General features: G+C 65.0%; 20 protein-coding genes and 1 pseudogene. 7 read left to right on the top strand and 14 right to left on the bottom strand.

Going from position 1 to position 24072, the window contains the following annotated elements; all coding sequences use genetic code 11:
• The first annotated feature begins 80 nt into the window (after positions 1-80).
• Positions 81-968, top strand: a complete 888-nt coding sequence (locus tag HAP48_RS12425) for a LysR family transcriptional regulator (protein ID WP_166213559.1) — start codon at positions 81-83, stop codon at positions 966-968.
• Positions 969-1213: 245 nt separating this feature from the next.
• Here the strand turns inward: HAP48_RS12425 and glgX are convergent, their stop codons facing one another.
• The 3 genes from glgX to radC all read right to left on the bottom strand — a co-directional run bounded on the left by glgX (position 1214) and on the right by radC (position 4532).
• The gene (glgX, locus tag HAP48_RS12420) at positions 1214-3328 is read right to left on the bottom strand and encodes a glycogen debranching protein GlgX (RefSeq protein ID WP_166213560.1); all 2115 of its coding nucleotides are present in this window, start codon (positions 3326-3328) and stop codon (positions 1214-1216) included.
• A 116-nt stretch (positions 3329-3444) separates the two neighbouring features.
• Complete coding sequence (locus HAP48_RS12415) at positions 3445-3588, bottom strand: hypothetical protein (RefSeq protein WP_166213561.1); 144 nt, start codon at positions 3586-3588, stop codon at positions 3445-3447.
• A gap of 230 nt (positions 3589-3818) precedes the next feature.
• Entirely contained in the window at positions 3819-4532 is a 714-nt protein-coding gene (gene radC / locus HAP48_RS12410) for a RadC family protein (RefSeq protein ID WP_166213562.1), read from the bottom strand.
• 353 nt (positions 4533-4885) lie between these two features.
• Between radC and HAP48_RS12405 the strand changes: the two genes are divergently transcribed.
• The 3 genes from HAP48_RS12405 (at position 4886) to HAP48_RS12395 (ending at position 7548) form a co-directional block, all read left to right on the top strand.
• Positions 4886-5605: a DNA-3-methyladenine glycosylase I gene (locus tag HAP48_RS12405; protein ID WP_166213563.1), complete on the top strand. Its 720-nt coding sequence runs from the start codon at positions 4886-4888 to the stop codon at positions 5603-5605.
• A gap of 128 nt (positions 5606-5733) precedes the next feature.
• Positions 5734-6291, top strand: coding sequence for a TetR/AcrR family transcriptional regulator (locus tag HAP48_RS12400; RefSeq protein ID WP_224497031.1), 558 nt, complete (start codon positions 5734-5736; stop codon positions 6289-6291).
• 57 nt (positions 6292-6348) lie between these two features.
• Positions 6349-7548 carry an MFS transporter gene (locus HAP48_RS12395; protein ID WP_166213565.1) on the top strand — a complete coding sequence of 400 codons (1200 nt, stop codon included), beginning with the start codon at positions 6349-6351 and terminating at the stop codon, positions 7546-7548.
• A gap of 57 nt (positions 7549-7605) precedes the next feature.
• Here the strand turns inward: HAP48_RS12395 and map are convergent, their stop codons facing one another.
• Both map and HAP48_RS12385 read right to left on the bottom strand, forming a co-directional pair.
• Positions 7606-8430, bottom strand: a complete 825-nt coding sequence (gene map, locus HAP48_RS12390; RefSeq protein ID WP_166213566.1) for a type I methionyl aminopeptidase — start codon at positions 8428-8430, stop codon at positions 7606-7608.
• Between the two features lie 168 nt (positions 8431-8598).
• On the bottom strand, positions 8599-9915 hold the full coding sequence (locus tag HAP48_RS12385; RefSeq protein ID WP_166213567.1) for a mechanosensitive ion channel family protein: 1317 nt from the start codon (positions 9913-9915) through the stop codon (positions 8599-8601).
• Between the two features lie 323 nt (positions 9916-10238).
• Between HAP48_RS12385 and HAP48_RS12380 the strand changes: the two genes are divergently transcribed.
• Positions 10239-12032, top strand: a complete 1794-nt coding sequence (locus tag HAP48_RS12380; RefSeq protein ID WP_166213568.1) for a potassium/proton antiporter — start codon at positions 10239-10241, stop codon at positions 12030-12032.
• Between the two features lie 3 nt (positions 12033-12035).
• On the opposite strand, the gene HAP48_RS12375 is transcribed toward HAP48_RS12380, so the two are convergent.
• The 7 genes and pseudogenes from HAP48_RS12375 to mepA all read right to left on the bottom strand — a co-directional run bounded on the left by HAP48_RS12375 (position 12036) and on the right by mepA (position 18896).
• Positions 12036-13304 (bottom strand): hypothetical protein, encoded by a 1269-nt coding sequence (locus tag HAP48_RS12375; protein ID WP_166213569.1) that lies wholly within the window; start codon positions 13302-13304, stop codon positions 12036-12038.
• A gap of 248 nt (positions 13305-13552) precedes the next feature.
• On the bottom strand, positions 13553-14887 hold the full coding sequence (locus HAP48_RS12370) for an IS1182 family transposase (protein WP_166202952.1): 1335 nt from the start codon (positions 14885-14887) through the stop codon (positions 13553-13555).
• 57 nt (positions 14888-14944) lie between these two features.
• The gene (gene modC / locus HAP48_RS12365) at positions 14945-15616 is read right to left on the bottom strand and encodes a molybdenum ABC transporter ATP-binding protein (RefSeq protein WP_166213570.1); all 672 of its coding nucleotides are present in this window, start codon (positions 15614-15616) and stop codon (positions 14945-14947) included.
• A 2-nt stretch (positions 15617-15618) separates the two neighbouring features.
• Entirely contained in the window at positions 15619-16314 is a 696-nt protein-coding gene (gene modB / locus HAP48_RS12360) for a molybdate ABC transporter permease subunit (RefSeq protein ID WP_166213571.1), read from the bottom strand.
• Between the two features lie 2 nt (positions 16315-16316).
• Entirely contained in the window at positions 16317-17102 is a 786-nt protein-coding gene (gene modA, locus HAP48_RS12355; protein ID WP_166213572.1) for a molybdate ABC transporter substrate-binding protein, read from the bottom strand.
• A gap of 192 nt (positions 17103-17294) precedes the next feature.
• Positions 17295-17800 (bottom strand): annotated as a pseudogene (locus HAP48_RS12350) (hypothetical protein).
• Positions 17801-17948: 148 nt separating this feature from the next.
• Positions 17949-18896 carry a penicillin-insensitive murein endopeptidase gene (gene mepA / locus HAP48_RS12345; protein WP_166213573.1) on the bottom strand — a complete coding sequence of 316 codons (948 nt, stop codon included), beginning with the start codon at positions 18894-18896 and terminating at the stop codon, positions 17949-17951.
• Between the two features lie 195 nt (positions 18897-19091).
• Between mepA and HAP48_RS12340 the strand changes: the two genes are divergently transcribed.
• Positions 19092-19526: a L,D-transpeptidase gene (locus tag HAP48_RS12340; protein ID WP_224497030.1), complete on the top strand. Its 435-nt coding sequence runs from the start codon at positions 19092-19094 to the stop codon at positions 19524-19526.
• Positions 19527-19980: 454 nt separating this feature from the next.
• A complete protein-coding gene (locus HAP48_RS12335; RefSeq protein WP_175612330.1) occupies positions 19981-22170 on the top strand; it encodes a putative bifunctional diguanylate cyclase/phosphodiesterase in 2190 nt (729 codons plus the stop codon).
• A gap of 631 nt (positions 22171-22801) precedes the next feature.
• Here the strand turns inward: HAP48_RS12335 and HAP48_RS12330 are convergent.
• Both HAP48_RS12330 and HAP48_RS12325 read right to left on the bottom strand, forming a co-directional pair.
• Positions 22802-23251, bottom strand: a complete 450-nt coding sequence (locus HAP48_RS12330) for a DUF1801 domain-containing protein (RefSeq protein ID WP_166213574.1) — start codon at positions 23249-23251, stop codon at positions 22802-22804.
• A 35-nt stretch (positions 23252-23286) separates the two neighbouring features.
• Positions 23287-24069, bottom strand: coding sequence for a sulfite exporter TauE/SafE family protein (locus tag HAP48_RS12325; protein WP_166213575.1), 783 nt, complete (start codon positions 24067-24069; stop codon positions 23287-23289).
• Positions 24070-24072 lie beyond the last annotated feature (3 nt).

The following is a 24072-nucleotide window of genomic DNA, read 5'->3' as shown; positions in this document are numbered from 1 at the left end:
GCGAGCTGGTAGTCCATCCAAATACGAAAATGAATGACCAAGATTGGCAGACATCCTACCGAATATGGTAGGAATGCCGGATGGATCTCAACGCCGTCAGGATGTTTGTTGCGGTCGTGCAGGCGGGCAGCCTGTCCGCGGCAGCCACGCGCCTTGCAATGCCGCTGCCGACATTGAGCCGCCGCATCCGCGATCTGGAGCGGCAGCTCAAGGTCCAGTTGCTTGAGCGCTCGGTGCGCGGCGCCAGGCTCACCGACGCCGGCGCCAGGCTTTACGAACATGCCGGCCGCGGGATCGAGACGCTGCTCGAGGCCGAGCAGGTGGTCGTGAACGACCAGGCTCATCTGAAAGGACGCTTGCGGCTGTCATTGCCGCCGACGTTCGAGCCGTGGTGGGAGCTGCTGGCCGCGTTCCAGCGGCGCTATCCCGATATCGAGATTTACCTCTACACGACCGAGCGTCGCGTCGACCTGGTCGAGGACGGCATCGATGTCGCGCTTCGTGTCGGTGCGATCGTTCACGAGGCCATGGTGGCGCGACACCTGCTTTCGTCCCGCAATATCCTCGTGGCCAGCCCGCAACTGGTGAAGCGCCTCGGGGTGCCCGGACATCCGGATGCGCTGCATGATCTGCCATGCGCGACATGGGCCTCGCGCATCGATGAGCAGGCGCGCTGGGACTTGGGCGGGCATGTTGTGGAGCCCAGGGCGGTGCTGGCCACCAACGACTACGAGCATTTGTGCAGGCGCGCGCTGCGTGGCGATGTGGTCACCGAGCTGCCGCCGTTCCTTGCGGCGGCGCCGATCCGCGAGAAGCGCCTGGTCCGATTGCTGCCGCAGCATCCGCTGCCGGAGTGGTCGCTCAACCTGCTCTATCCGCCGCATCGTCACCAATCGACCATCGTCAGAACCTATCTGGATTTTTGCCAGAGCTTTCTGCCGAAGATCGTGCAGGCGTGCACGGTTTGAAGGAAGGCGCACCGCTCGCTTTGCTCGGCAGAGCAAAGCGGGTGGGGATCTGCTCTCCCCGCTGAGAGCGTCGCCTTTGGCAGACCCCCATCCCGATCTTCCCCCTTTCAGGGGGAAGGAGAAGGCGGACCTGGATGAAGCGTAGCGGCTGGCCGCGTCAGCAGCTTCGTAGCCCGCATGAGCGAAGCGACATGGGGGGCGACGCACGGTTCCCGGATGTCGCTTCGCTCATCCGCCCTACAGGGCTATTTCACCTCACCGGTCGTGAGCAGCACGAACGAGCGGTCCGTCACCTTGTAGGTGCTGTCGAACGCGAATTGCGCGCCCGCCGCTTGCTCCGGCGCGCTGGTATCGAGCAGCAGAGACCAGTGCGCGCCGGCGCCGGTCATCGGCAGCTTGAAGTCGACCTCGCCCTCATAGCTGTTGAGGATGACAAGCACGGTGTCGTCCTCGCCCTCGCGTGCGATCGCGCTCTTGCGCGCGCGGCCGTCGAGCAGCGCGGCAAAACATTTGATCCAGCCGGTCGTCCAGTCGGCCTGCGTCATCTCGACGCCTGACGTGCTGATCCAGACCACGTCGCGGATGTTGAGCTCGGCGTCGCGATCGCCGGAGAGGAAGCGGCTGCGGCGCAGGATCGGATAATCGCGCCGCAGCTTGATCATCCGCCTGGTGAAGGCGAGCTGCTTCTCCGCGTCGGCGGACAAATTCCAGTCGAACCAGGAGATGTCGTTGTCCTGGCAATAGGCGTTGTTGTTGCCGCGCTGGGTGCGGCCGAACTCGTCGCCGCCGAGCAGCATCGGCGTGCCCTGCGAGGCCAGCAGGGTCGCCAGCATGTTACGCTTCTGTCGCTCGCGCAGGCTGCGGATATCAGGGTTGTCGGTCGGGCCCTCGGTGCCGCAATTCCAGGAATGATTGTCGGAGGTGCCGTCGTTGTTGTTCTCGCCGTTGGCCTCGTTGTGCTTAAAGTTGTAGCTCGCCCAGTCGTTCAGCGTGAAGCCGTCGTGGGCGGTGATGAAGTTGATGCTGGCCCAGGTGCGGCGTCCCTCGCGGTTGAACACGTCGTGTGAGCCGAGCAGCCGCGGCGCCAGCGCGCCGGGCGTGGCTTCACCGCGCCAGAAGTCGCGCACAATGTTGCGGTACTTGTCGTTCCATTCCGCCCAGCCCGCCGGAAAGCCGCCGACCTGATAGCCGCCGGGGCCGCAGTCCCAGGGCTCGGCGATCAGCTTGACGGTGGCGAGCAGCGGGTCCTGATTCATCGCCTTCAGGAAACCGGACTGCTCGTCGAAGCCGTAGACCTCGCGCGCCAGGATGGTGCCGAGATCGAAGCGGAAGCCGTCGACATGCATGTGGCCGGCCCAGTAGCGCAGGCTGTCCATCACCAGCTGGATCACCCGCGGGTGCGACAGGTTCACGGTGTTGCCGGTGCCGGTATCGTTGATGTAGTAGCGCCGCTTGTCGGGGAACAGCCGGTAGTAGCTCGCATTGTCGATGCCCTTGAACGACAGCGTCGGGCCGCGCTCATTGCCTTCGGCGGTGTGGTTGTAGACGACGTCGAGGATCACCTCGAGGCCGGCGCCATGCAGCCGCGACACCATCTCCTTGAATTCGCGCAGGCTGTTCGGAACATCGGCGGCGTAGCGCGGGTCCGGCGCGAAGAAGCCGATCGTGTTGTAGCCCCAGTAATTGGTGAGATGCTTTTTCAGCAAATTGCTGTCGTTGATGAAGGAGTGCACCGGCAGCAGCTCGACCGAGGTGATGCCGAGCGCCTTCAGATAGTCGATCGCGGCGTTCGAGCCGAGGCCGGCATAGGTGCCGCGCAGGTTCTCGGGGATGCCGGGATGCTGCTTGGTAAAGCCCTTGACGTGGGTCTCGTAGACGACGGTCTCGTCCCAGTGGGCTTCCTGCCGTTGCGGCTCCTGGGCCCAGTCGAAATTGGGATCGCACACGACGCATTTCGGCATGAACGGCGCGCTGTCGCGCTCGTCGAACGTCAGATCGTCGCCGCTTTCCATCTTGTAGCCGAACACCGCCGGATTCCATGTCAGGCTGCCGGCATGGGCGCGCGCGTAGGGATCGAGCAGCAGCTTGTTCGGATTGAAGCGGTGGCCGCCGTCGGGCTGGTACGGGCCGTAGACGCGAAAGCCGTAGAACGTCCCCGGCTGCACGCCGTTGATGAAGCCGTGAAACACCTGGTCGGTATATTCGGGCAGCTCGAAGCGGTGGGTCTCGCGTTCGCCGTCGAACAGGCAGATTTCGACCTTGGTGGCATTGGCGGAAAACACTGCGAAGTTGGTGCCGCGGCCGCTCCAATGCGCACCGAGCGGATAGGGCAGCCCCTCCTCAACGACGAAATCGGACATCGGTCCCCCAGCCCTGCAATAATGCCATCAAATCAACCTGCAACAAACGCCGCCGCGCGAAAAACGTTGCATTGGTATTCTAGCGGCAATCGCGCGTGGTTCGTATGACGCCATCGTCATTCCGGGCCTTGCTTCGCGATGCTCCCAGGTGCCCAATTGCGCACCATGTCGCGAGAATGCGAAGCCTTGTCTTCATCCACGCTGTCATCGCCCGGCTTGACCGGGCGATCCAGTACGCCGAGGCCCATCCGTTCAAACACGACTGTCTCTGGAATACTGGATCACCCGCTTTCGCGGGTGATGACACCGAAAAAGCTGTTTCACATTGAATCAGACTAACACCGTCGTCCCGGCGAAGGCCGGGACCCATAACCCCAGATATCAGTTGGTTGGCGATGCTGGGGCCGCAGCCCGCTTCAACAATTCACCCCTGTGGTAATGGGTCCCGGCCTTCGCCGGGACGACAGCGGGGGGCTTGTTGAGTGCAATGCTAAATCAGCCGCATCCCCTTGAAGCTCGTATGCCCGTTCTTGCCGACGATGATGTGGTCGTGCACGGCGATGCCGAGCGGTTTTGCGATATCGACGATCGCTTTCGTCATCTGGATGTCGGCCTGCGACGGCGTCGGGTCGCCAGAGGGGTGATTGTGCACCAGGATCAGCGCGGTCGCCGACAATTCCAGCGCGCGCTTGATCACCTCGCGCGGATAGACCGGGGTGTGGTCGACGGTGCCGGTCTGCTGCACCTCGTCGGCGATCAGCTGGTTGCGCTTGTCGAGGAACAGCAGGCGGAATTGCTCCTTGTCGGCGAACGCCATGCCGGTGCGGCAATAGTCGATGACGTCGTTCCAGGACGACAGCGCGATGTTGCGCTTGATCTCGCCCTTGGCGATCCGGCCGGCGGCGGCCGCCAGCAGCTTGAGCTGGTTGATCGAGGCGTCCTTGATGCCCTCGACCTCGCGCAGCCGCGCCACCGGCGCGTGCACGACCTCGGCGAAGGAGCCGAACTTCTTCAGCAGCGCCTTGGCCAATGGCTTGGTATCGCGGCGCGGGATGGCAGCGAACAGCGCCATCTCGAGCAGCTCATAGTCGGTCAGCGCGTCGGCCCCCGCCGCATGGAAACGCTCGCGCAGCCGTTCGCGATGACCGTGATAATGCGGCGTCTCGTCGGGCTGATCGGTGCTGTCACTGGCTTTGGCGGGCATCGGCCACAACCATGCCGTGCTCGCCGGGTTTTGCAAGGGGCGATGCAACCCACGGTCATCGCCCGGCTCGCCGCCTCCGCTAAAGCTTCGGCGTGCCTGAGAGCGAAAGCCCCGTCGAAGCCTTGGCGTAGACGGCACCGGGCGATCCAGTACGCCGCAGCTTCTCGATTCAAGCGGTGGCGTCTCTGGAATACCGGATCACCGCTTTCGCGGGTGATGACACCGCAAATGGGTCCTGGCTTTTGCGAGAACGACGATCGTGTGTGAGGCGCCCACTTCCCCGGTTTGCCACGACGCGACGGGCGAATTACCGTTCGCTGCAACGGTTCGAGATCGAAAAGGGGGAGGACGGCGTGACATCGTTCAAGGTGATCCGCGCGCGCGCTGAGAAGCGCAAGGGCGGGCCGAAGGCACTGGAGAAACTGCTGCGGCCGCCGGCGGACGCCAAAGCGCTGGCAAAGCTCTGCGACGACCGCGTGCTGGCCGAGATGACCAGGCGCGTGTTCTGCGCAGGCTTTGCCTGGAGCGTGATCGACGCCAAATGGGAGGGTTTCGAGCAGGCGTTCCTCGGCTTTCAGCCCGCCAAGCTCGCCTTCAAATCAGATGAATTCTGGGAGAAGCTGACCAGCGACACCCGGATCGTGCGCAACGGCGCCAAGATCATGTCCGTGCGCGACAATGGCCGCTTCGTGCAGGAGATCGCGCGCGAGCACGGCAGCTTCGGCAAATTCCTCGCGGCCTGGCCATCGTCGGATGAGGTCGGATTGCTTGATCTGCTGACCAAGCGCGGCAGCCGGCTCGGCGGCAACACCGGGCAGATGCTGCTGCGCTTTCTCGGCTGGGACGGCTTCGTCACCTCGCGCGACGTCGTCGCCTGCCTGCGCGATGCCGGCCTCGATATTGCCGAGGAGGTCAAGTCGAAGCGCGATCTCGCCAAGGTGCAGGCGCAATTCAACGCCTGGGCCGAGGAGACCGGACTGTCCTATCTGCATTTGTCGCGGATCTGCGCGATGTCGATCGGCGAAAACCACACGCCCGAGGAGATCGTCGAGCGGACGCGAAGCGATTATTGAGCCTGCCGCGCTGCACAAAAATGTGAATTGATTTAGGGAATAACCTTTTCCTAAATAGGGGAATGGCGACCATGGTCCAACGATTGCAGCAGAGTGCGCGCCCACGCGGGCGGCCGCGGGAATTCGACGTGGACCAGGCGCTCGACAAGGCCATCAAGGTGTTTCGTGAACAGGGCTACAACGCCACCTCGATCGAGGACCTGACCGACGCGATGGGGCTCGCGTCCGGCAGTATCTACAAGGCGTTTAAGGACAAGCGCGCGGTGTTCCTGGCGGCGCTCGATCGCTATATGCGTCTGCGCAACGATCAGGTTGCATCGATCGCCGGGACCCGAGGGTCGGGGCGCGAGCGGCTGCGCGCGGTGCTCGGCTTCTACATGGATTCGGCGAAGGGGATCGAAGGCCGGCGCGGCTGCATGGTCGTCGGCAGCGCGGTGGAACTGGCGATCGCCGATCGGGAGGTCGCCACGCGTGTTGGCGCGACGCTAGCGCGCAACGAGGCGTTTCTGGCCGATCTGATCCGGCAAGGACAGGCGGACGGATCGGTCTCGGGCCGGATCAATCCGGAGGACACCGCGCGCGTGATGGTCTGCCTGACGCAGGGCTTGCGCGTGGTCGGAAAGTCCGGACGGGCGCCGGCGGACACCGCAGCAGCGGTCGAGATCGCGATGAGGCTGCTGGCATGAATGGCCGGCGAGCTTCGTGGCTAATTAGGAAATGATTGTTCCCGAAATGGAGAGCTTATGACGACAATCACATCCGACGCCGGCCCGGAGCCGGACTCGGTCTCCACCTGGCTGACCTTCCTGCTGGCATTGTCCTGCGGACTGGTTGTCGCCAACATTTATTATGCCCAGCCGCTGGCGGGGCCGATCGCCGCGGACCTGGGCTTGCTGCCCGAACATGCCGGCCTGCTCGTGACCATGACCCAGCTCGGCTACGGCGCCGGTCTGCTGCTGATTGTTCCGCTCGGTGACCTGATCGAGAACCGCCGGCTGGTCTCGACGGTGATTGCCCTTGCCGCCGTCGCGCTGGCCGCGGCCGCGCTGTCGCGGCATCCGCTGCCATTTCTCGCCGCCGCGCTATCGGTTGGCTTCTCGTCGGTCGCCGTGCAGATCCTGATTCCCTATGCCGGTCATCTGGCGCCGGCGCGAATCCGGGGTCAGGTCGTCGCCAACGTCACCAGCGGGCTGATGATCGGGGTGATGTTGGCGCGTCCGGCGTCGAGCTTCATCGCCTCGGTGTCGTCCTGGCACATGGTCTATTGGCTCTCGGCCGCGCTGATGGTGTCGCTCGCGATCCTGCTGCGCCTGACGCTGCCGACGCGGATGCCGCAGGCGCGCTTGAGCTATGGCGCATTGTTGCGGTCGATGGTTCACCTCGCCCGCACCACACCGGTGCTGCGGCGTCGCGCGCTCTACCAGGCCAGCCTGTTCGCGGCGTTCAGCCTGTTCTGGACCACCATGCCGCTGGTCCTTGCCGGACCCGCCTTCCGATTCTCGCAATCCGGCATCGCGCTGTTCGCGCTTGTCGGCGCGGCCGGCGTCGTATCGGCGCCGCTCGCGGGGCGCGTCGCGGATCGCGGCTGGACGCGGCCGGCCACCGCGGCGGCGCTGCTGCTGGCGAGCATCGGCTTCGCGCTCACCATGATCACCGAGCCGGGCTCGACCCTGTCGCTGGCCTTGTTTGCCGCCGCAGCGATCGCGATCGATTTCGGCGTGCAGGCCAATGTGGTGCTCGGCTTTCGCGCGCTGTTCGTGCTCGGCGCAGATGCGCGAAGCCGGCTCAACGGGCTCTATATGGCGACGTTCTTCGTCGCCGGTGCGCTCGGCTCGGCCGTCGGTGGCTGGGCTTACGCCACCGGTGGGTGGCTACTGGCGGCAGCGATCGGCGGCGTGCTGCCGCTCTGCGCGCTCGCCTATCTGGCAACGGAGAGCAAATAGAATGCGGCCTGCCGTGGCCTCAGTCCGCGACCAATTACACTTGAACCTTGAACCCCGTTACACCAGAACCCACGGCTTCTCGCCATGGCGCTCGGACAGCGTGAAGATCTCGACGCCGTCGGCGGTGACGCCGACCGAGTGCTCGAACTGCGCGGACAGCGAACGGTCGCGGGTCACCGCGGTCCAGCCGTCGGACAGGATCTTCACATGCGGCTTGCCGAGATTGATCATCGGCTCGATGGTGAAGAACATGCCGGGCCGCAGCGGCACGCCCTCGCCGGGGCGGCCGATATGGATGATGTTCGGTTCGTCGTGGAACAGGCGGCCGAGGCCATGGCCGCAGAAATCGCGCACCACGCTCATGCCCTGCGGTTCGACATAGCTCTGGATGGCGTGACCGATATCGCCGGTGGTGGCGCCGGGCTTCACCGCCGCGATGCCGCGCATCATCGCCTCATAGGTCACCTCGATCAGCCGTTCGGCCTTTCGCGCGATGGCGCCGATCGCATACATCCGGCTGGAATCGCCGTACCAGCCGTCGACGATGAAGGTGACGTCGACATTGACGATGTCGCCTTCCTTCAGCGGGCGGTCGCCCGGCATGCCGTGGCAGACCACGTGATTGATCGAGGTGCAGGTCGAGTAGCGATAACCGCGATACATCAGCGTCGCCGGATAGGCGCCGTGGTCGAAGGCGAACTTGCGGACGAACTCGTCGATATCAGAGGTCGGGACGCCCGGCTTGACGAGGTCGGTCAGCGCGTCGAGGCATTTCGACACCAACGCGCCCGCCTTGCGCATGCCGGCAAAGCCGCTCTGCCCGTGCAGCTTGATCTGGCCGGTCTTGCGAAGGGAGGTGTCGGTGGCGTCGATATAGCTCATGGGCGGGGCGTTTCTGCAGGCAAGGGGCTGATTTCAGGCTCTAATTTAATGATCGGCGCGCCCGGTGCAAGCCAAGGTTGGGCATGGGGACAATTCCCAAACAGCTTGATTTTGCGGCCCAATCCGGAACAGCGGCAGTCGATCCTCCAAAAAAATGGCGCTCAAGCGCTAGCTGGAGACCTCGACCACGCTCTCGACCGGCAGCGCGCCGCCGCGGATCCGGAGTTCCCGCACCGGGTAGGGCACCCTGATGCCTTGCTGCTTGAAGGCGTCCCACAGCGCCAGCATGACGTCGCTCTTCACATTGTCCATGCCGTCGGGATCGGCGATCCAGAAGGTCAAGGAGAACTTCATCCCGGGCTCGGCGAATTCGGTCAGGATGCAGTTCGGTGTCCGGCCCTTGGTGGCGCGCGGATGGGCCGTTGCGGTCTCGATCGCGAGCTTGCAGACCTGCCGCGGATTGGCGTCGTAGTTGGTGGAGAAGGCGATCTTCACCAGCGTGTTCTTGTCGGTGTAGGTCCAGTTGGTGACCTTCTGCGTCACCAGATCCTCGTTCGGGATCAGGAACTCGCGGCCGTCGCCGGCGGCGACCGAGATGTAGCGGGTCTTCATCGCGCTGATCCGGCCCGAATTGTCGCCGATCGTGACGAGGTCGCCGGGCTTCACCGATTTGTCGACCAGCAGGATCAGGCCGCTGATGAAATTGGCGACGATCTTCTGCAAACCGAGACCGATGCCGACGCCGGCAGCACCGGTGAACACCGCGAGCGCGGACAGGTTGATGCCGACCGCGCCGAGCGCGATCGCGATCGCCAGCACCATCAGGCCGATGCGGATGATCTTGACCAGCAGCACCTGGATCGAGGGCGTCAGATCGGTGGCGCGGTTGATGCGGCTCTCGGCGAAATTGCTGGCCAGGTTGGTCAGCCACAGCGCCACGATCAGGAGCGCGCCGGCCTTGAGCAGCAGCAGCGGGGTGAGGCGGAGGCCGCCGACCACGACCGCAAACGAATCCAGCGTGTCGGCCGCCCAATCGAGCTGGCCGACGATGCTGAGTGCCGCGACCACCCAGGCCGCGATCGACACCGTCTTGACGATGAAGGCGTTGTCGATCACCGAGGTCACGAGGCGGATCACGAGCCAGGCCAGCGCCAGCTTGGCGGAGACCGCGATCAGGTAGCTGCGGCTCGGCCAGGTGGCGTGCCACATCACGATGCGCGAGATCACCATCAGCACCGCGAACACGGCGGTCGAGGCGCTCGTCACCATCACGCGGGCAAAGTGCCGGAGCGGCAGCGGCCAGCGGCTCGCCAGCGACGACAATTCGACCCGTGCGTGAATGGCGGTATCGGCCGCGTAGGCGAGGCCCGCGGCGGCGAGGATGATGCCGAACTGCAGATAGAACCAGGGCGAGGCGACCTCGGCGCCGACCGAGCGCGCCGCCATTTGGATCGATTCCAGGACGTCCTTCCAGCTCATGTCCATCGGTAAATTCTCAACTTGCAGTGCGGGTCAGGCAAATGTGATTCGAAGGTGTTGGGAGATTCCCACAACGGCGCGCGCGCGACCATCGATACACCACAGTGTCGAGGCGCATTAGAGCGTTTTCGAGCGAAGTGGTCACCGGTTCGCGTGAAGAAAACGCGTCAGAACAAGAATCGAGAGCCCCGTTCCGATTTTGTCGGAACGGAAAAGGATCTCGGGGCAGCGGGACCGGGCACATTGCCGCTTAAGGCAGAAATCGTTTGGCGTCCCGGTGTGGCGACGATAAGGATGCAATTGCAAGTATTTGAGACCCCCGAAGGCGCATGGCATCCCTCGACTCCGTCAGTATAGCGATCCTGCTCGGCGCGGTGCTGGTGATGGCCGGCATCCTGTCGAGCCTGCTGGCGTTGCGGTTCGGCGCCCCCTTGCTGCTGGTGTTCTTGCTGGTCGGCATGCTGGCGGGCGATTCCGGCCCCGGCCAACTGCAGTTCGACGACGTCCGCACCACCTATCTGGTCGGCTCGGTGGCGCTGGCGCTGATCCTGTTCGACGGCGGATTGAAGACGCGGTTTGCCAGCATCCGCACCGTGCTGGTGCCGTCGATGGTGCTGGCGACCGCCGGCGTGCTGTTGACCGCGCTGATCACGGCGCCGGTCGCCCGCTATGTGCTCGACCTCAACTGGACCGAATCGCTGCTGGTCGGCGCCGTGGTGGCCTCGACCGACGCCGCGGCGGTGTTCCTTCTGGTGCACACCCAGGGCCTGCGCCTGCGCCCGCGCGTCGGCGCGACGCTGGAGGCGGAGTCCGGTACCAACGATCCGTTCGCGATCTTCCTCACTTTGATGCTGGTCGAGTTCATCTCGATCGGCCAGAGCTCCGCCTCGCACATCGCGATGGAGTTCATCCAGGAAGCCGTGCTCGGCGCCATCATCGGGGTGATCGGCGGCCGGCTGGTGGTGCTGGCGCTGAACTATGTGGCGCTGCCGCAGGGCCTGCATGCGCCGTTCGTCACCACAGCGGCACTGGTGATCTTCGGCGGCTCGCAGATCGTGCATGCTTCGGGATTCCTCGCGGTCTATCTCGCCGGTATCATCATCGGCAACCGGCCGACCCGCGCGCATAATTCGGTGGTGACATTCCTCGACGCCGCGACCTGGCTGGCGCAGATCGTGATGTTCGTGCTGCTCGGCCTGCTGGTGTCGCCGCATCGCCTGCTCTCCAGCGCCGGCGGCGCCGTGCTGGTGGCCTTCGCGCTGATGCTGGTGGCGCGGCCGCTGGCGGTGCTGATCTGCCTCGCGCCGTTCAAGTTCAACTGGCGGGAAAAGATCTTCATCGCCTGGACCGGGCTGCGCGGCGCGGTCGCGATCTTCCTCGCCTCGATCCCGATGCTGGTCGGCCTGTCGAAGGCCTATCTGTATTTCGACGTCGCCTTCGTCGTCGTCATCATCTCGCTGTTGCTGCAGGGCTGGACGCTGGGACCGGCGGCGCGGCGGCTGCATGTCGCGCTGCCGCGCGCCGAACGCGGCCCGCGTCGCGTCGAACTGGACCTGCCTGGCCAGCTCGAGCAGCAGCTGGTCGGCTATCCGGTGCGGCCGAAGAGCCTGTATTTCCGCCGCGGGCTGATTCCGTCCTGGTCGAAGCCGACCCTGGTGATCCGCGACGAGCGGATCCTGACGCCTGTCGAGGCCGATCCGGTCGCGCCGGGCGACTACATCTATCTGCTGGCGCCGCCGGAGCGCGCCGAGGCGCTCGACCGCTTCTTCGTCGACATGGCGCCATCGAGCACGCCCGATCCGCATCTGCTCGGCGACTTCATGGTCTCGGGCGAGCATACGCTGGGCGAGCTCGCCGAGATCTATGGCGTCAAGGTCGATGAGCACCAGGCCAAGCTGACGCTGGCGGATTATTTCGACATCAATCTCGACCGCGCGCCGAAGGAAGGCGCCGAGCTTGCGCTCGACGAGATCGTGCTGGTGGCGCGCAGCATCAGCGGCGGCCGCGTCAATGTCGTCGGCCTGCGGCTGCCGGAGGAAGAGGAGGCGGTCGCGCCGCAGACGCGGATGCAGATCGTGCGGCGCAAGCTCGCCGATATCTGGGCGTCGGTGGCGGGGGTCTGAGCGCTACTGCTTGCGCAGGAAGGTCGAATCCGGCGCGAACTTCTTGATCATGTCGGACAGGCCGTCGTCGGCCGGCGAGCCAGGCGAGCCCGGCTTGGGCTCGTCCTTGAACTTCTGGCCGGAAATCTCGGCCAGCGCCGCGAGCAGCGTCTCGTCGAGGTCGTCGGCCGCTGTCTTTCCAGCTGTCTTGGCGGCCGGTGGCTTCGCGACCGGTGTGATGGTGGGCGGAGGTGGCAGTGGCGCCGGCGGAGCGGGCTTCGGCTGGTTGGGCGCGACGGCGCGGGCGTCCTGCTCGGGCATCGCCGCGATCGGCGCGCGCTCCGGTATCGGTGGAGGCTTGGGGGTATCAGCCCGTTTGGCGGCGGCCTGGCTGACTGCGGCGATCAACGATGCTTCGAGATCGGCGGGAGTCTCAGCCGGCATCGGTATCGACACCGGCGGCGGTGCGGCGGGCTTCGTGTCCCGGGGCGCGCGACCGAACAGCGGTTCCCGCTGGTTCGCCGTCGGCGGCCGGTTCTCGGTTGCCTTGCTGGGCTCCCTGCCGGGCTTGAAGAGACCCGCGCGTTCGGCGGCGAGCCTGGCGGAAGCCTCCTCGACCGTTGCGAGCAGGGACGATTCCAGCGCATCGGCGGGATTGCTCGGCGGTGTCGGCGGCGCCGCTGACTTGGCGGCAGGGACGACCACCTGCTTCGGCTCCTGCCGGGGCGGCACCGGCGGCGGCAGCGATACCCCGACCACGGGCGGTGGCCGCGACGCCTCGACTGGGGGGGCCGGCGGGACCGGCTGACCGCTGCGGGCCCGCGCGATGATGCCGTCGACGATCGCCCCCAGGCGGCTCTTGTCGGGGGCAGCGAGATAGCTGGCCGCCAGCTCGTCGACATATTGCGGGCCGTAATCGGCGAGGACATGCGCGAGCTGGGCCAGATCAGGATCGCTCTCGACCAGCCGTCGCCACGCCTCCCGGTCGTAGGGCGCGCCGTTCTTGTCGGGCCAAGAATCGGGCCATGCCATCCGGCGGGGCTGACGCTGAGGTCCGGCGTCCTGGCCGGTGACCGGGTCGAGGGTCGGCGGCTGCAGCCCGGCACTGAGGCGCGGAGGGGTAAATCCCGCGGCGGCTGCCGGCGCGGGATCATCTGCCGGGCTTCGGCGGCGTTCGGCGACCTGCAGCGCGATCAGGCCGACGCCCATCAGCAGGAAGCCGAGCGCGGCCCACGAAATCGTGGCGCACAGCGCCGCGCCGATCAGCAGAAGTACCCAGCCTGTCAGTCGCACAATGTGCCTTTCCCCATGCCCGATCGGATGCCCGATGCGGGCCTAGCAGACAAGATTGGCTATCTTATGCCGACTTTCGGAAAAACGGCCAGCTAGAGCGTTTTCGAGCGAAGTGGACACCGGTTCGCGTGAAGAAAACGCGTCAAAACAAGAATCCAGAGCTTCGGTTCTGATTCAATCAGAACCGAAGCTCTAGGAGCCCGTCCAGATATGTTTTCGTGACGGGCATTTGTTGTAGAGTAGCAGGCTCAGGCTGCGTTTGCGAGGTTGAACAGCTTGAGGAGGTTATGGACGGTGCAGATCATTGTCCACTCGGCGCGCACTTTCTCGATGCCCCGCAACAGGAACTGGCGGAAGCCTCTTGCCTGTTTGATCTGCCCGAACACCGGCTCCACTACTTGCTTTCGCAATCGGTAGGGTGTTTCGAAGCCGCCATCGTCGATCTTCTTTCGCATGGCCTGTGTCAGCGGGCCGCCGACTTTTCCGTTCGCTACTGTCGGGTGTTTGGCGCGTCCGGGCGCGACATAGCCATCGATGCTGCGTGTGTCGAGCGCTTCGAGATTGGCTTCGCTGCAGTAGCCGGAATCCGCTGAGGCCTGCCGCGGCTTGCGGCCAAGATTGCTCTCGATGGCCTCGATCAGGGGCACCAACTGGCCCTGATCGCTGCCGTGCTGGGTCAGTTCTTGCGCGACAATGATCTGGGCATGTGCATCGACGGCCGCCTGGGCATTATAGGCCTGAACGAAGCCATCCTTCGACTTCATGATGCGGCTTTCCGGATCGGTGAAGTTGCGTTGCGCCTTGGGATTGGGTTCCTCCGATGGCAGCGCCGCCGGTTTGCCCGGCTTCTTGCGGCCTTCGGCCTGGCGCTGCTGTTCCTTTTCGGCCTCGATGCGGCGCTCTTCCTCCGCCGCCAGTTTGGCGTCCGCTTCCAGCGCCGCCATCGCTTGCTGGATCTTCGCCAGCCGTTTCTGCTTGTCGACGGTCCAGTCCGGCAGTTCGTCGCTGTTGCCGAAAGTCTCATCCTCCGAGGCATCCGCCGCCTCGGCGGCCGCCAGCATGCGAGCGACCTCGGCCTTCAATTCCGCCTCGCGCTTCTTCATGCGCTCATAACTCATCGCCTTGTGTTTCGACGCGTTCGCCTTGATCTTCGTACCATCCAGCGCGACATGACCGAGCTTGACCAGCCCGGCCGTCTCGCACAACTTCAGAACCTGCACGAATAGCGCGCCGAGCGCCTTCAAATGTCGCTTGCGAAAGTCGCTGATCGTCCGAAAATCCGGCGCATCCAGCGCCACGATCATCACAAAATCGTTCCGCTCCCGGCAGGCCTTGGCAATCCGACGCGACGAATACAGCCCACTCGCATAGCTATGCAGCAGCAGCGCCACCATCATCCGCGGATCAAACGGCGGCTGCCCAAGCCCGCTCACATAGCTGCCCATGATCTCCCTGAGATCGAGGCTCTCCCGCACCAGATCAACCATAAACCGCGAGACATGGCCTTTCGGCACGAAGTCCTGCACATTCGGCGGCAGAAGCAGCGTCTGATCGATGTTCCAAGGCCGAAAATACTTGCTCATCGCCCAATGTTGAATCAGACCCGACCAGATTTGAACAGCGACTATCCAGACAAGCTCCTAGGCGCCAGATGTCAGCACCTTGACACCGCCGAACGCGGTCACCTGGCCGCGGCGCAGCATCACGATCTGGGTGGCGAGCTGGCGCAGCTCGGCCGCGTCGTGGCTGACATAGACCATGGGGACGCCGGCCTCGTCCCGCAGCCGCACCAGATAGGGCAGGATCTCGAGCTTGCGGCTTTCGTCGAGCGCGCCCAGCGGCTCGTCCAGCAGCAACAGCCGCGGCTTCGACAACAGCGCGCGGCCGAGCGCGATGCGCTGGCGCTCGCCGCCGGAGAGTTTTCCGGGGCGGCGGTCGAGCAGGGCGCCGATGTCGAGCAGGTCAACGACGCGCTTGTGTTGCGCGGGATCCTCGGCGAGGCCGTTCATGCGGCGGCCGTAGTCGAGGTTCTGCCTGATATCGAGATGCGGAAACAGCCGTGCGTCCTGGAAGACGTAGCCGATGCGACGGCGCCAGGTCGGCACGTGGATGCCGGCGGCGGTGTCGTCGACGGTCTCGCCGTCGATCACGATCGTGCCGCGGTCCGGGCGCAACAGCCCCGCGATGGTGTTGATCAGCGAGGTCTTGCCGGAGCCGGACGCGCCGAACAGGCCGGTGACGCGGCCCTCGCTGGTGAACGATGCCGCAAGCGTAAACTCGCCGAGCTGTTTGGTGATGTCGACGCGCAGCATCGCTATTGCCCGTGCAGGCGCGCGGTGGCGCGGCGCGCGAACACTTCGGCGGCGATCAGCGCGCCGACCGCGAGCACGACCGAGATGATCACGAGCCGCGCGGCGGCGGTGTCGCCGTCCGGCGTCTGGATCAGCGAATAGATCGCCGACGAGATGGTCTGGGTTTCGCCGGGGATGTTGGAGACGAAGGTGATGGTGGCGCCGAACTCGCCGATCGCCTTGGCAAAGCCGAGCACCATCCCGGCCAGCACGCCCGGCAAAGCGAGCGGCAGCGTCACCGTTGCGAATACCCGCCACGGCGCCGCGCCGAGCGTTTCGGCGGCCTGCTCGAGGCGGCGATCGACCGCCTCGATCGAGAGACGGATCGGCCGCACCAGCAGCGGAAACGACATCACGCCGCAGGCCAGCGCCGCGCCAGTCCAGCGGAACGCGAACACGATGCCGAGATGATCGGCCAGCCAGCCGCCGACCAGGCCGCGCTTGCCGAAGGTCAGCAGCAGGAGATAACCCGTGACGACCGGCGGCAGCACAAGCGGCAGATGCACGGCGGCATCGAGCAGCGACTTGCCCCAGAAATCGCGCCGCGCCAACAGCCAGGCGAGCGCGATTCCAAATGGCGTCGCCACCAGCGTTGCGATGATGGCGACCCGCAGCGACAGCAGGATCGCCGTCCATTCGGTCGGCGAGATCTCAAACACGCTCAGGTCGTCGGGCTGATCAGGAACTTGAAGCCATATTTCTCGAGGATCGTCTTCGCTGCGGACGAACGCAGGAAGGCGAGATACTCCGCGGTCTCCGGCTTCGCGGTCGTGGTCGCCGCGACCGGATAGATGATGGCCGGATGGCTGTCGGCCGGGAAGGTGCCGACGATCTTGACGCCGGGCTCGACCTTGGCGTCGGTCGAATAGACGATGCCGAGCACGGCTTCGCCGCGCGCCACCAGCGTCAGTGCCGCGCGCACGCTGTCGGCCATCGCGAATTTCGGCTCCGCCGCCTGCCAGGCGCCGAGCTTCTCGAGCGCAGCCTTGGCGTATTTGCCGACCGGCACCGCCTTGACGTCGCCGGTCGCGATCCTGCCGTCGCCGGCGAGCTTGGCGATATCGAAGCCGGGTCCGATGTTGACGTTGTCGATCTTGGAATCCTTCGGCGCGATCAGTACGATCGAGTTGCCGAGCAGGTTGACCCGGGTCTGCTCATTGATGTTCTTCTGCTTGATCGCGTAGTCCATCCAGTCGGTGTCGGCGGAGACGAACACGTCGGCCGGCGCGCCCTGCTCGATCTGTTTTGCCAATGCCGAGCTCGCGGCATAGCTGGCGCTGATCTTGACGCCGGTCTTGGCGGTGTAGGCCGCGTCGATGTCGTCGAGCGCGTTCTTCATCGAGGCGGCGGCAAAGACGGTGAGCGTCTTGTCCTCGGCGCGCGCGGGCGAATGGATCGCGCCGAGCAGGATGATGAAGGCAGTGAAAAGTCCGGCAAGTCGTGACATGGAAAGCGCTCCGTGCGAACTCGCGCGCGAACCAGCACGCGCAAATCAGGCGTTGGGTGAAGTCTGGCCTGCGACGGACGGAAGCGCTGTTCCGCTGATCCCCGAAGGACTTACGGTCCTCAGGGATATCGCACTGCAAACATAGCAGGCTGAGGCTTACGGTAAAGGCGACCGTTTGTCTAACCGGGTGCCCTATTCATCCGCCGGTTGGATCGCGATCGACAGCGAGTTCTCTTTTGAGCCGCTGACCTGGAGCACGAAGGGGCTGGCGGCGAGGTCGTATTTCATGGTTTTGCGGATACCGTCGCAATCGGTGGCGCCGCTGAACGCCTTCGGCTTCAGGAAATGCCGTCCTGCACCAGGTCGACCCAGGCCCCGGCCGAGAGGCTGACCGTATAAAGCCCGGCCTTCGCGGCCTTGAAGCTGGTGAAGCCGGCGAAGGTGCCGTCCTTCGGCGCGCGCTCCGGCGGCGTCGGCAATTTGGCGTCGCCGGGCGTGACCAGCGCCAGCGTGACGGCGGTCGACGGCAGTGCGGTCTGCTCGCTGCCGGAGGCGAGCTTGGCGCGATCGGGCGCGGTGAGCGCGGCGCGTGCGCGGTCGATCGACCATTTGAACTTGTCGCAGCCGCTCGGCTCTTCCGCCGCGAAAGCGGGAGCCGAGACGAGCAGGAGCGATGCGGCGAGGAGCGATTTGCGCATGTCTGGTCCATTAAGATGATGACGGATGAAACAGATCAGCGGCCCCGATCCCATCGCTCGTACGCGCTTACGGCGCGACGGCATCAGATCATAACGCAGTTCGAGCCGGCCGGCATAGCCGCCTGACGAAGATGTTATTGCTTGTATGCTACTGCTTGGCGTCAGCTGCGTTCAGCACCGCCTTGCAGTCCGCCGGCAACTGCGCCAGCGTCGTCGGCGGGCGCGGTTTCGGCGGCTTCGGCGGAGGCTTCGGATGCAGCACCGAATCCTTGAACCAGTAGGCGAGGTCGGATGGCTTGCAGCCTTCGCCTTCCGACTGCGGCTTCTGTCCCTCGCATTCGGGGCTGCCGGACGGGCATCGCATGCGGATGTGGAAATGGTAGTCGTGGCCCCACCACGGCCGGACCTTCGACAGCCAGCTGCGGTCGCCCTTGGCGTCGCGGCACAGTGCTTTCTTGATGGCGGGATTGACGAAGATGCGCTGCACCGCCGGCTCCCGCGCCGCATCGCGGATGACGAGCACGTGAGCCGGTGTGAACACGCGCGGATCGATATCGAGCCGGTCGTCGCGCACCATCATCACCGCCGACATCTCCTCACGATCCTCGCGCGACAATTTGCGATCCGGCATCGGCGTCAGCCAGATATCGGCGTCGAGCCCGATTTGGTGGCTGGCGTGACCGGTGAGTGCAGGGCCGCCGCGCGGCTGGCCGATATCGCCGACCAGGATGCCCGGCCAACCGGCATCCTTGTGCGCGTTGGCCGCGAGCCGCTTCAAGAGTGCGATCATGTCGGGGTGACCCCAGTAGCGGTTGCGCGACAAGCGCATCACCTGCCAGGTGTCGCCGTTGAGCGGCATCTGCGCAGCGCCGGCAAGGCAGCCCTTGGTGTAGCCGCCGATCGATCGCGTCGGCATCGCCGCGGGCAGCACCTTGCGTGCGAACAGCTCCTTCGCCCCGATCTTTGGATCGTTAGGGTTAGCGAGCGGCGGCAATGGCTGCGGAGTGAGCGAGCCCTTGTCCTGCGCCCGCGCGGAGATGGTGCAGGCGACGAGGATTGGGATCAGGAGCGGGATCAGACGAAGGCGGGGTGTCATTCGGATCACTCTGAATACGCGAGGCTAGCATGGATTCGAACCAGGCGAACCGCGCATTCATCCCATTTGCTTGATCGCCCACAAGCCGGATTAAGATTACCCGCGGCTTCCTGGCGCGCATGTGAGCCGCGCCACTTTACAAGCACGCGTTGCAGGCGACATCATGCCCGCAATAATTTCAGGGTAGGCGTCATTATGACAAGCGTATGCGTACGGCTGGCATTTGCCGCCGCGATCGCCGCGTCGACATTGGCTTTGTCTCCGGCGCGGGCCGACCTCGTCGTTCACATCGATAAATCAGCCCAGCGCATGGCGGTCAGCGTCGACGGCGCGACGCGCTACAACTGGCCGGTGTCGACCGGCCGCCGCGGCTATGGCACGCCGAGCGGAGTCTTCCGTCCGCAGATGTTGGCGCGCCGCTGGTACTCGCGGAAGTATTACAACTCGCCGATGCCGCACTCGATCTTCTTCCATCGCGGCTTTGCCATCCATGGCACCTACGAGCTCACGCGTCTCGGCGGGCCGGCCTCGCATGGCTGCGTGCGCCTGCATCCCTCGCACGCAGCACAGCTCTATGGGCTGGTCGAGCGCAACGGCCGCGGCGGCACGCGGATCCAGATCACCAACTAGAGCGCTTTCGAGCGAAGTGGACACCGGTTCGCGTGAAGAAAACGCGTCAAAACAAAAAGCTGGAGCTTCGGTTCTGATTCAATCAGAACCGAAAATACTCTAGCCCGCATGGCACGCAGACGGGCTGAAGCGCGCAGCGCCTTAACCCTGCAATAACCCTGTCACATGCTGGCAAAGATTGATGCGGTTGCAGCGCTTTCGGCGCATTCATTGGGCATTCGCGCGCTGATTTACGCTTCCTTCACCACGGTTCGGCGCTCCCACGCTGCAAATCTGCGCTGTTCGTCGCTTGCACACCGCCGGCAACTCGCGCGTGGCGTGAACTCGCCTGCAAAGCAGGCATGCCCTGATATCTCATACAGCGCAGCGCTTCGCCAAGAGATACCAATTTTTCAGAGACTTATCGCAGAAATATCGCCGAGCTGGAATGCGCGTGGGGCGTGCGATACCGATGATGCGGCCGAAGAAGATCAAGAAACCAAACCAGGCCAAACCGGCCCGCTCCCGGGGGCGCCGGCCCCAGGCGGTGCCGAAAGTGTCGGGCTGCTCGCGCCGCCCTGCCGTCGAGATCGGCGAGCTGGTGCGCCAGCGCGCGCAGGCTGAGGCCGCGATCGCCGAGGCGCGCAAGTCGAACGCGCGATTGCGCGAGGCGATCGACATCCTGCCGCAGGGCATCGTGTTCCTGGACCCCGAGGGCCGCTACACGCTCTGGAACAAGAAATACTCGGAAATCTACCAGCGCAGCTCCGATCTGTTCGAGTACGGTGCGCGCCTGGAAGACACCATCCGCATCGGCGTCGCACGCGGCGATTATCCCGAGGCCAAAGGCCGTGAGGAAGAGTGGATCGCCGAACGGGTCAAGAAGATGTATCAGCCGGGCGAGCGGCACGAGCAGGTGCTGGCCGACGGCCGCGTGGTATTGATCGAGGAGCGGCTGACCGCCGATGGCGGCATCGTCGGTCTGCGCGTCGACATCACCGAACTGAAGCAGCGCGAAGCGTCGTTCCGCCTGCTGTTCGACGGCAATCCGGTGCCGATGATCCTGTGTGCGCTCGACGGCGAACGGATCCTCGCCGTCAACGACGCCGCGATCGCGCATTACGGCTACGTCCGTGCCGAATTCGAGCGAATGACGATCAGGAGCCTGCAGGCGTTCGATACTGAGCTGCCCTGGGCCGCCGGCCGCAGCAGCGACGAGCAGGCGGTGCGGACCTGGAAGCATGTACGCGCGGACGGCACGCTGATCGACCTTGCGATCTATTCGCGCCAACTGATGCATGGCGACCAGCCGGCGATGCTGCTCGCGCTGATGGACATCACCGAGCGCAAGCGCGCCGAGGCGCGGCTCGCCTTCATGGCCCAACACGACAGCCTGACCGGGCTGCCCAACCGCAACCTGCTGCGTCAGCAGATGGACGAGATGCTGCAGCACACCCGCCGCTCGACCGACAAGGTTGCGGTGCTGATCCTCGGGCTCGACAATTTCAAGGCGGTCAACGAGACGCTCGGCCACGGCATCGGCGACAAGCTGTTGCGTGGGGTCGCCAAGCGCCTGCGCTCGACGCTGCGCGAGGAAGATGCGCTGGCGCGTCTCAACTCCGATGAATTCACCATCGTGCAGGGCGGCGTGATGCGGCCTGAGGACGCGGTGCTGCTGGCACGGCGGATCCTGGATGCGATCGGCGAGCCCTATCTGCTCGAGGGACATTCGGTGGTGATCGGCGCCAGCATCGGGATCGCGATGTCGCCCGGCGATGGCGAGGATTCCGAAAAGCTGTTGAAGAGCGCCGACATGGCATTGTCGCGCGCCAAGAGCGAATTCCGCGGCACCTTCTCGTTCTTCGAGGCCGAGATGGACGCGCGCGCCCAGAGCCGCCGCAAGATCGAGATCGATCTGCGCGATGCGATCCAGAACGAAGGCCTGCGGCCCTATTACCAGCCGCTGGTCGATCTCGCGAGCGGACGCATCACCGGCTTCGAGGCCCTGGTACGCTGGCCGCATCCGGAACGCGGCATGATCTCGCCCGGCGAGTTCATTCCGGTGGCCGAGGAGACCGGCCTGATCAACCCATTGGGCTCGCTGATGCTGCATCGCGCCTGCATAGATGCGGCGCAATGGCCCGATGACGTGCGCGTCGCGGTCAATCTGTCGCCGCTGCAATTCCGCACCGGCAATCTGCTGGCGCTGATCACCGACGCGCTGCGGCAATCCGGCCTGCCGGCGCGGCGGCTCGAGCTCGAAATCACCGAGACGCTGCTGCTCGAGAAGAGCAGCCAGGTGCTGGCGACGCTGCATGCGCTGCGCGCGCTCGGGGTGCGGATGTCGATGGACGATTTCGGCACCGGCTATTCGAGCCTCAGCTATCTGCGCAGCTTCCCGTTCGACAAGATCAAGATCGACCAGTCGTTCGTGCGCGACCTCGGCGCGAACCCCGACGCGCAGGCGATCGTGCGTTCGATCGTTAGCCTCGGCATCGGGCTCGGCGTCACCATCACCGCCGAGGGCGTCGAGACCGAGGCGGAGTTGAGCTGCCTGCGCGCCGAAGGCTGCCACGAGGGCCAGGGCTTTCTGTTCAGCCGGGCGTGGCCGAACGCCGAGGTCATCAGCCTGCTGAAGGCGCAGCGTGTCGCGACGGCGGCATAGCGTAAGGAAGCTGCCTCCACCGCGTCATTGCGCTGGATCGTGCAATAAATTCAGTGTCGTCCCGGCGAAGGCCGGGACCCATAACCCCAAATGCCGGTCGTTGCGCGTCGCCGGAATGACGAGTCCCATTCACAACATCCGCCGCGGAGTATGGGTCCCGGCCTTCGCCGGGACGACGTGGATGTTTCTCGTGCAATCTATTTCTCTGTCGTCCTGGCGAAAGCCAACATCATACGGTGGGCGAAACGTTAGCGTGCCTACCATCGCGAGCGCGACGTGAATGGTGGGCACGTCGCTTCGCGCCTTTGCCCATCCTACGTTCGCTACAAGGGCATTCATCGGCGGCGTCGTCTATCGACGAAGGGCGACAGCACGTAGTGGAGCGCGGCCTCCGCCGCAAAAGCAGCGCTCCCAGCGACTCCGCCCCAAAGCCATCCTATACCGACACAATGACCTAGATACGCTCCGATCCCGCCGTAAATGACGGCTAGTATCGCAATCAACAAGGCGCTGGCCCATGATGTCTGTTTCATGGGTGGAATAGTAGCAAAACAGGCAGCATCGCCCTAGATGCAGCTTGGTGAGTTTGCCACCTAATGCCGCGCCTTTGCCCACCCTATGTCGACGGCTGCTACCCCGGCTTCCGCCTGTTCAAATGATACGTCAGCGCCAGCGCAACACAATGGCGCAGCGCTACCTCCGGAAGCTTGCCGGCGACGTCGAGCAGGATCGCGCGGTTGCCGCCGTAGCTGAGCTCGGGATAGAGTTCGCGGAAGGTCTCGACCAGATTGGTCTGGCAATGGAAGTAGACCGCGACCTGGCCGGCGGCCGGCTTCACCTGATCGATCCGGATCGTGCTGCCGCTGCCGGTCTCCGGCGTCAGGTAGCTCGGCTGACCCCATTTCAGCGTCTCCTCCAGCGCGCCGACGCCCCTGGTCGCCTTCGCGGTCTTCAAGATCAGGCGCCGCAGTGCCAGCAGCCTGGCCTTGACGGGGGCAGGGTAGGCGTCGAACAGCGCGTCTGTCGATTTCGCTTGCGGACGCCGTGCCGCTTTGCTGGTCGATCTTGCCGGCTTGCGCATGATGGGCTCCGCTAAGGAGGACGTATTGCGCCTATCTACCACAGCGCCTTGAACGTCATATAGACCGCCATCAGCGACACGAAGAAGATCATTGCGATCCGCAGCGTCGCGCGGTCGATGCGGTTGGCGGCGCGGGCGCCGAGATCGGTGCCGGCGAGCAGGCCGACGATCACGCCTGCCAGCACCGGCCATGACGCGAGCGAACCCTCGCTCCAATAGATCCAGGCCGAGGGGATCGTCGTCGGGATCAGCGACATCACCAGGCTCGCCATCTGCGCCTGATGCTGCGGCACCCCGAGCACGGCGCTCAATCCGACCACGGTCGCCAGTCCGCCGCCGATGCCGAGAAAGCCGGACGACAGACCGGCCAGCAGGCCAACAATGAGCAGCGCCAGCCACGATATGTCGCGCGTGGCACCGTCGGCGTCATGCTCCGGCTTGTCGCGCCCGCCGCGCAGGATCAGCATCGCGTCAAGCGCGACGAGATAGGCCACATAGGTCCAGCGCAGCGCGGGCTCGGCGACATGGTTTGCCGCGAGCGCGCCGGCGGCGCCACCGGTGACGAAGCCGACCGTCAGCAAGGCGATCCAGCGCATCGGCGTGCGGTTGCCGCCTTTCCAATAGCGCCTGATCCCGGTCAGACTGGTCGGCGGCACCTGCGCGACCAGGGAGATGCCTTGCGCGACATGCTGGCCGGCGCCGAGCAGCAGCACCGAGAACACGACGAGGCCGCCGCCGGGGCTGACGCCGAGCAGGCCTGCGGTCAATCCGCCGGCGAGGTCCGTGACGATGCCGGCAAGGAGGTCGTGGATGATCACTGT

Source organism: Bradyrhizobium septentrionale (genome assembly GCF_011516645.4).
Classification (GTDB): domain Bacteria; phylum Pseudomonadota; class Alphaproteobacteria; order Rhizobiales; family Xanthobacteraceae; genus Bradyrhizobium; species Bradyrhizobium septentrionale.
This window is presented reverse-complemented; position numbering and strand designations above follow the sequence as displayed.

Bases quoted from the DNA above. Each gene is read 5' to 3' on its own strand.
- HAP48_RS12425 (WP_166213559.1), top strand. From the start codon at position 81: ATGGATCTCAACGCCGTCAGGATGTTTGTTGCGGTCGTGCAGGCGGGC.
- glgX (WP_166213560.1), bottom strand. From the start codon at position 3,328: ATGTCCGATTTCGTCGTTGAGGAGGGGCTGCCCTATCCGCTCGGTGCG.
- radC (WP_166213562.1), bottom strand. From the start codon at position 4,532: ATGCCCGCCAAAGCCAGTGACAGCACCGATCAGCCCGACGAGACGCCG.
- HAP48_RS12395 (WP_166213565.1), top strand. From the start codon at position 6,349: ATGACGACAATCACATCCGACGCCGGCCCGGAGCCGGACTCGGTCTCC.
- map (WP_166213566.1), bottom strand. From the start codon at position 8,430: ATGAGCTATATCGACGCCACCGACACCTCCCTTCGCAAGACCGGCCAG.
- HAP48_RS12385 (WP_166213567.1), bottom strand. From the start codon at position 9,915: ATGGACATGAGCTGGAAGGACGTCCTGGAATCGATCCAAATGGCGGCG.
- HAP48_RS12380 (WP_166213568.1), top strand. From the start codon at position 10,239: ATGGCATCCCTCGACTCCGTCAGTATAGCGATCCTGCTCGGCGCGGTG.
- HAP48_RS12370 (WP_166202952.1), bottom strand. From the start codon at position 14,887: ATGAGCAAGTATTTTCGGCCTTGGAACATCGATCAGACGCTGCTTCTG.
- modC (WP_166213570.1), bottom strand. From the start codon at position 15,616: ATGCTGCGCGTCGACATCACCAAACAGCTCGGCGAGTTTACGCTTGCG.
- modA (WP_166213572.1), bottom strand. From the start codon at position 17,102: ATGTCACGACTTGCCGGACTTTTCACTGCCTTCATCATCCTGCTCGGC.
- mepA (WP_166213573.1), bottom strand. From the start codon at position 18,896: ATGACACCCCGCCTTCGTCTGATCCCGCTCCTGATCCCAATCCTCGTC.
- HAP48_RS12340 (WP_224497030.1), top strand. From the start codon at position 19,092: ATGACAAGCGTATGCGTACGGCTGGCATTTGCCGCCGCGATCGCCGCG.
- HAP48_RS12335 (WP_175612330.1), top strand. From the start codon at position 19,981: ATGCGGCCGAAGAAGATCAAGAAACCAAACCAGGCCAAACCGGCCCGC.
- HAP48_RS12330 (WP_166213574.1), bottom strand. From the start codon at position 23,251: ATGCGCAAGCCGGCAAGATCGACCAGCAAAGCGGCACGGCGTCCGCAA.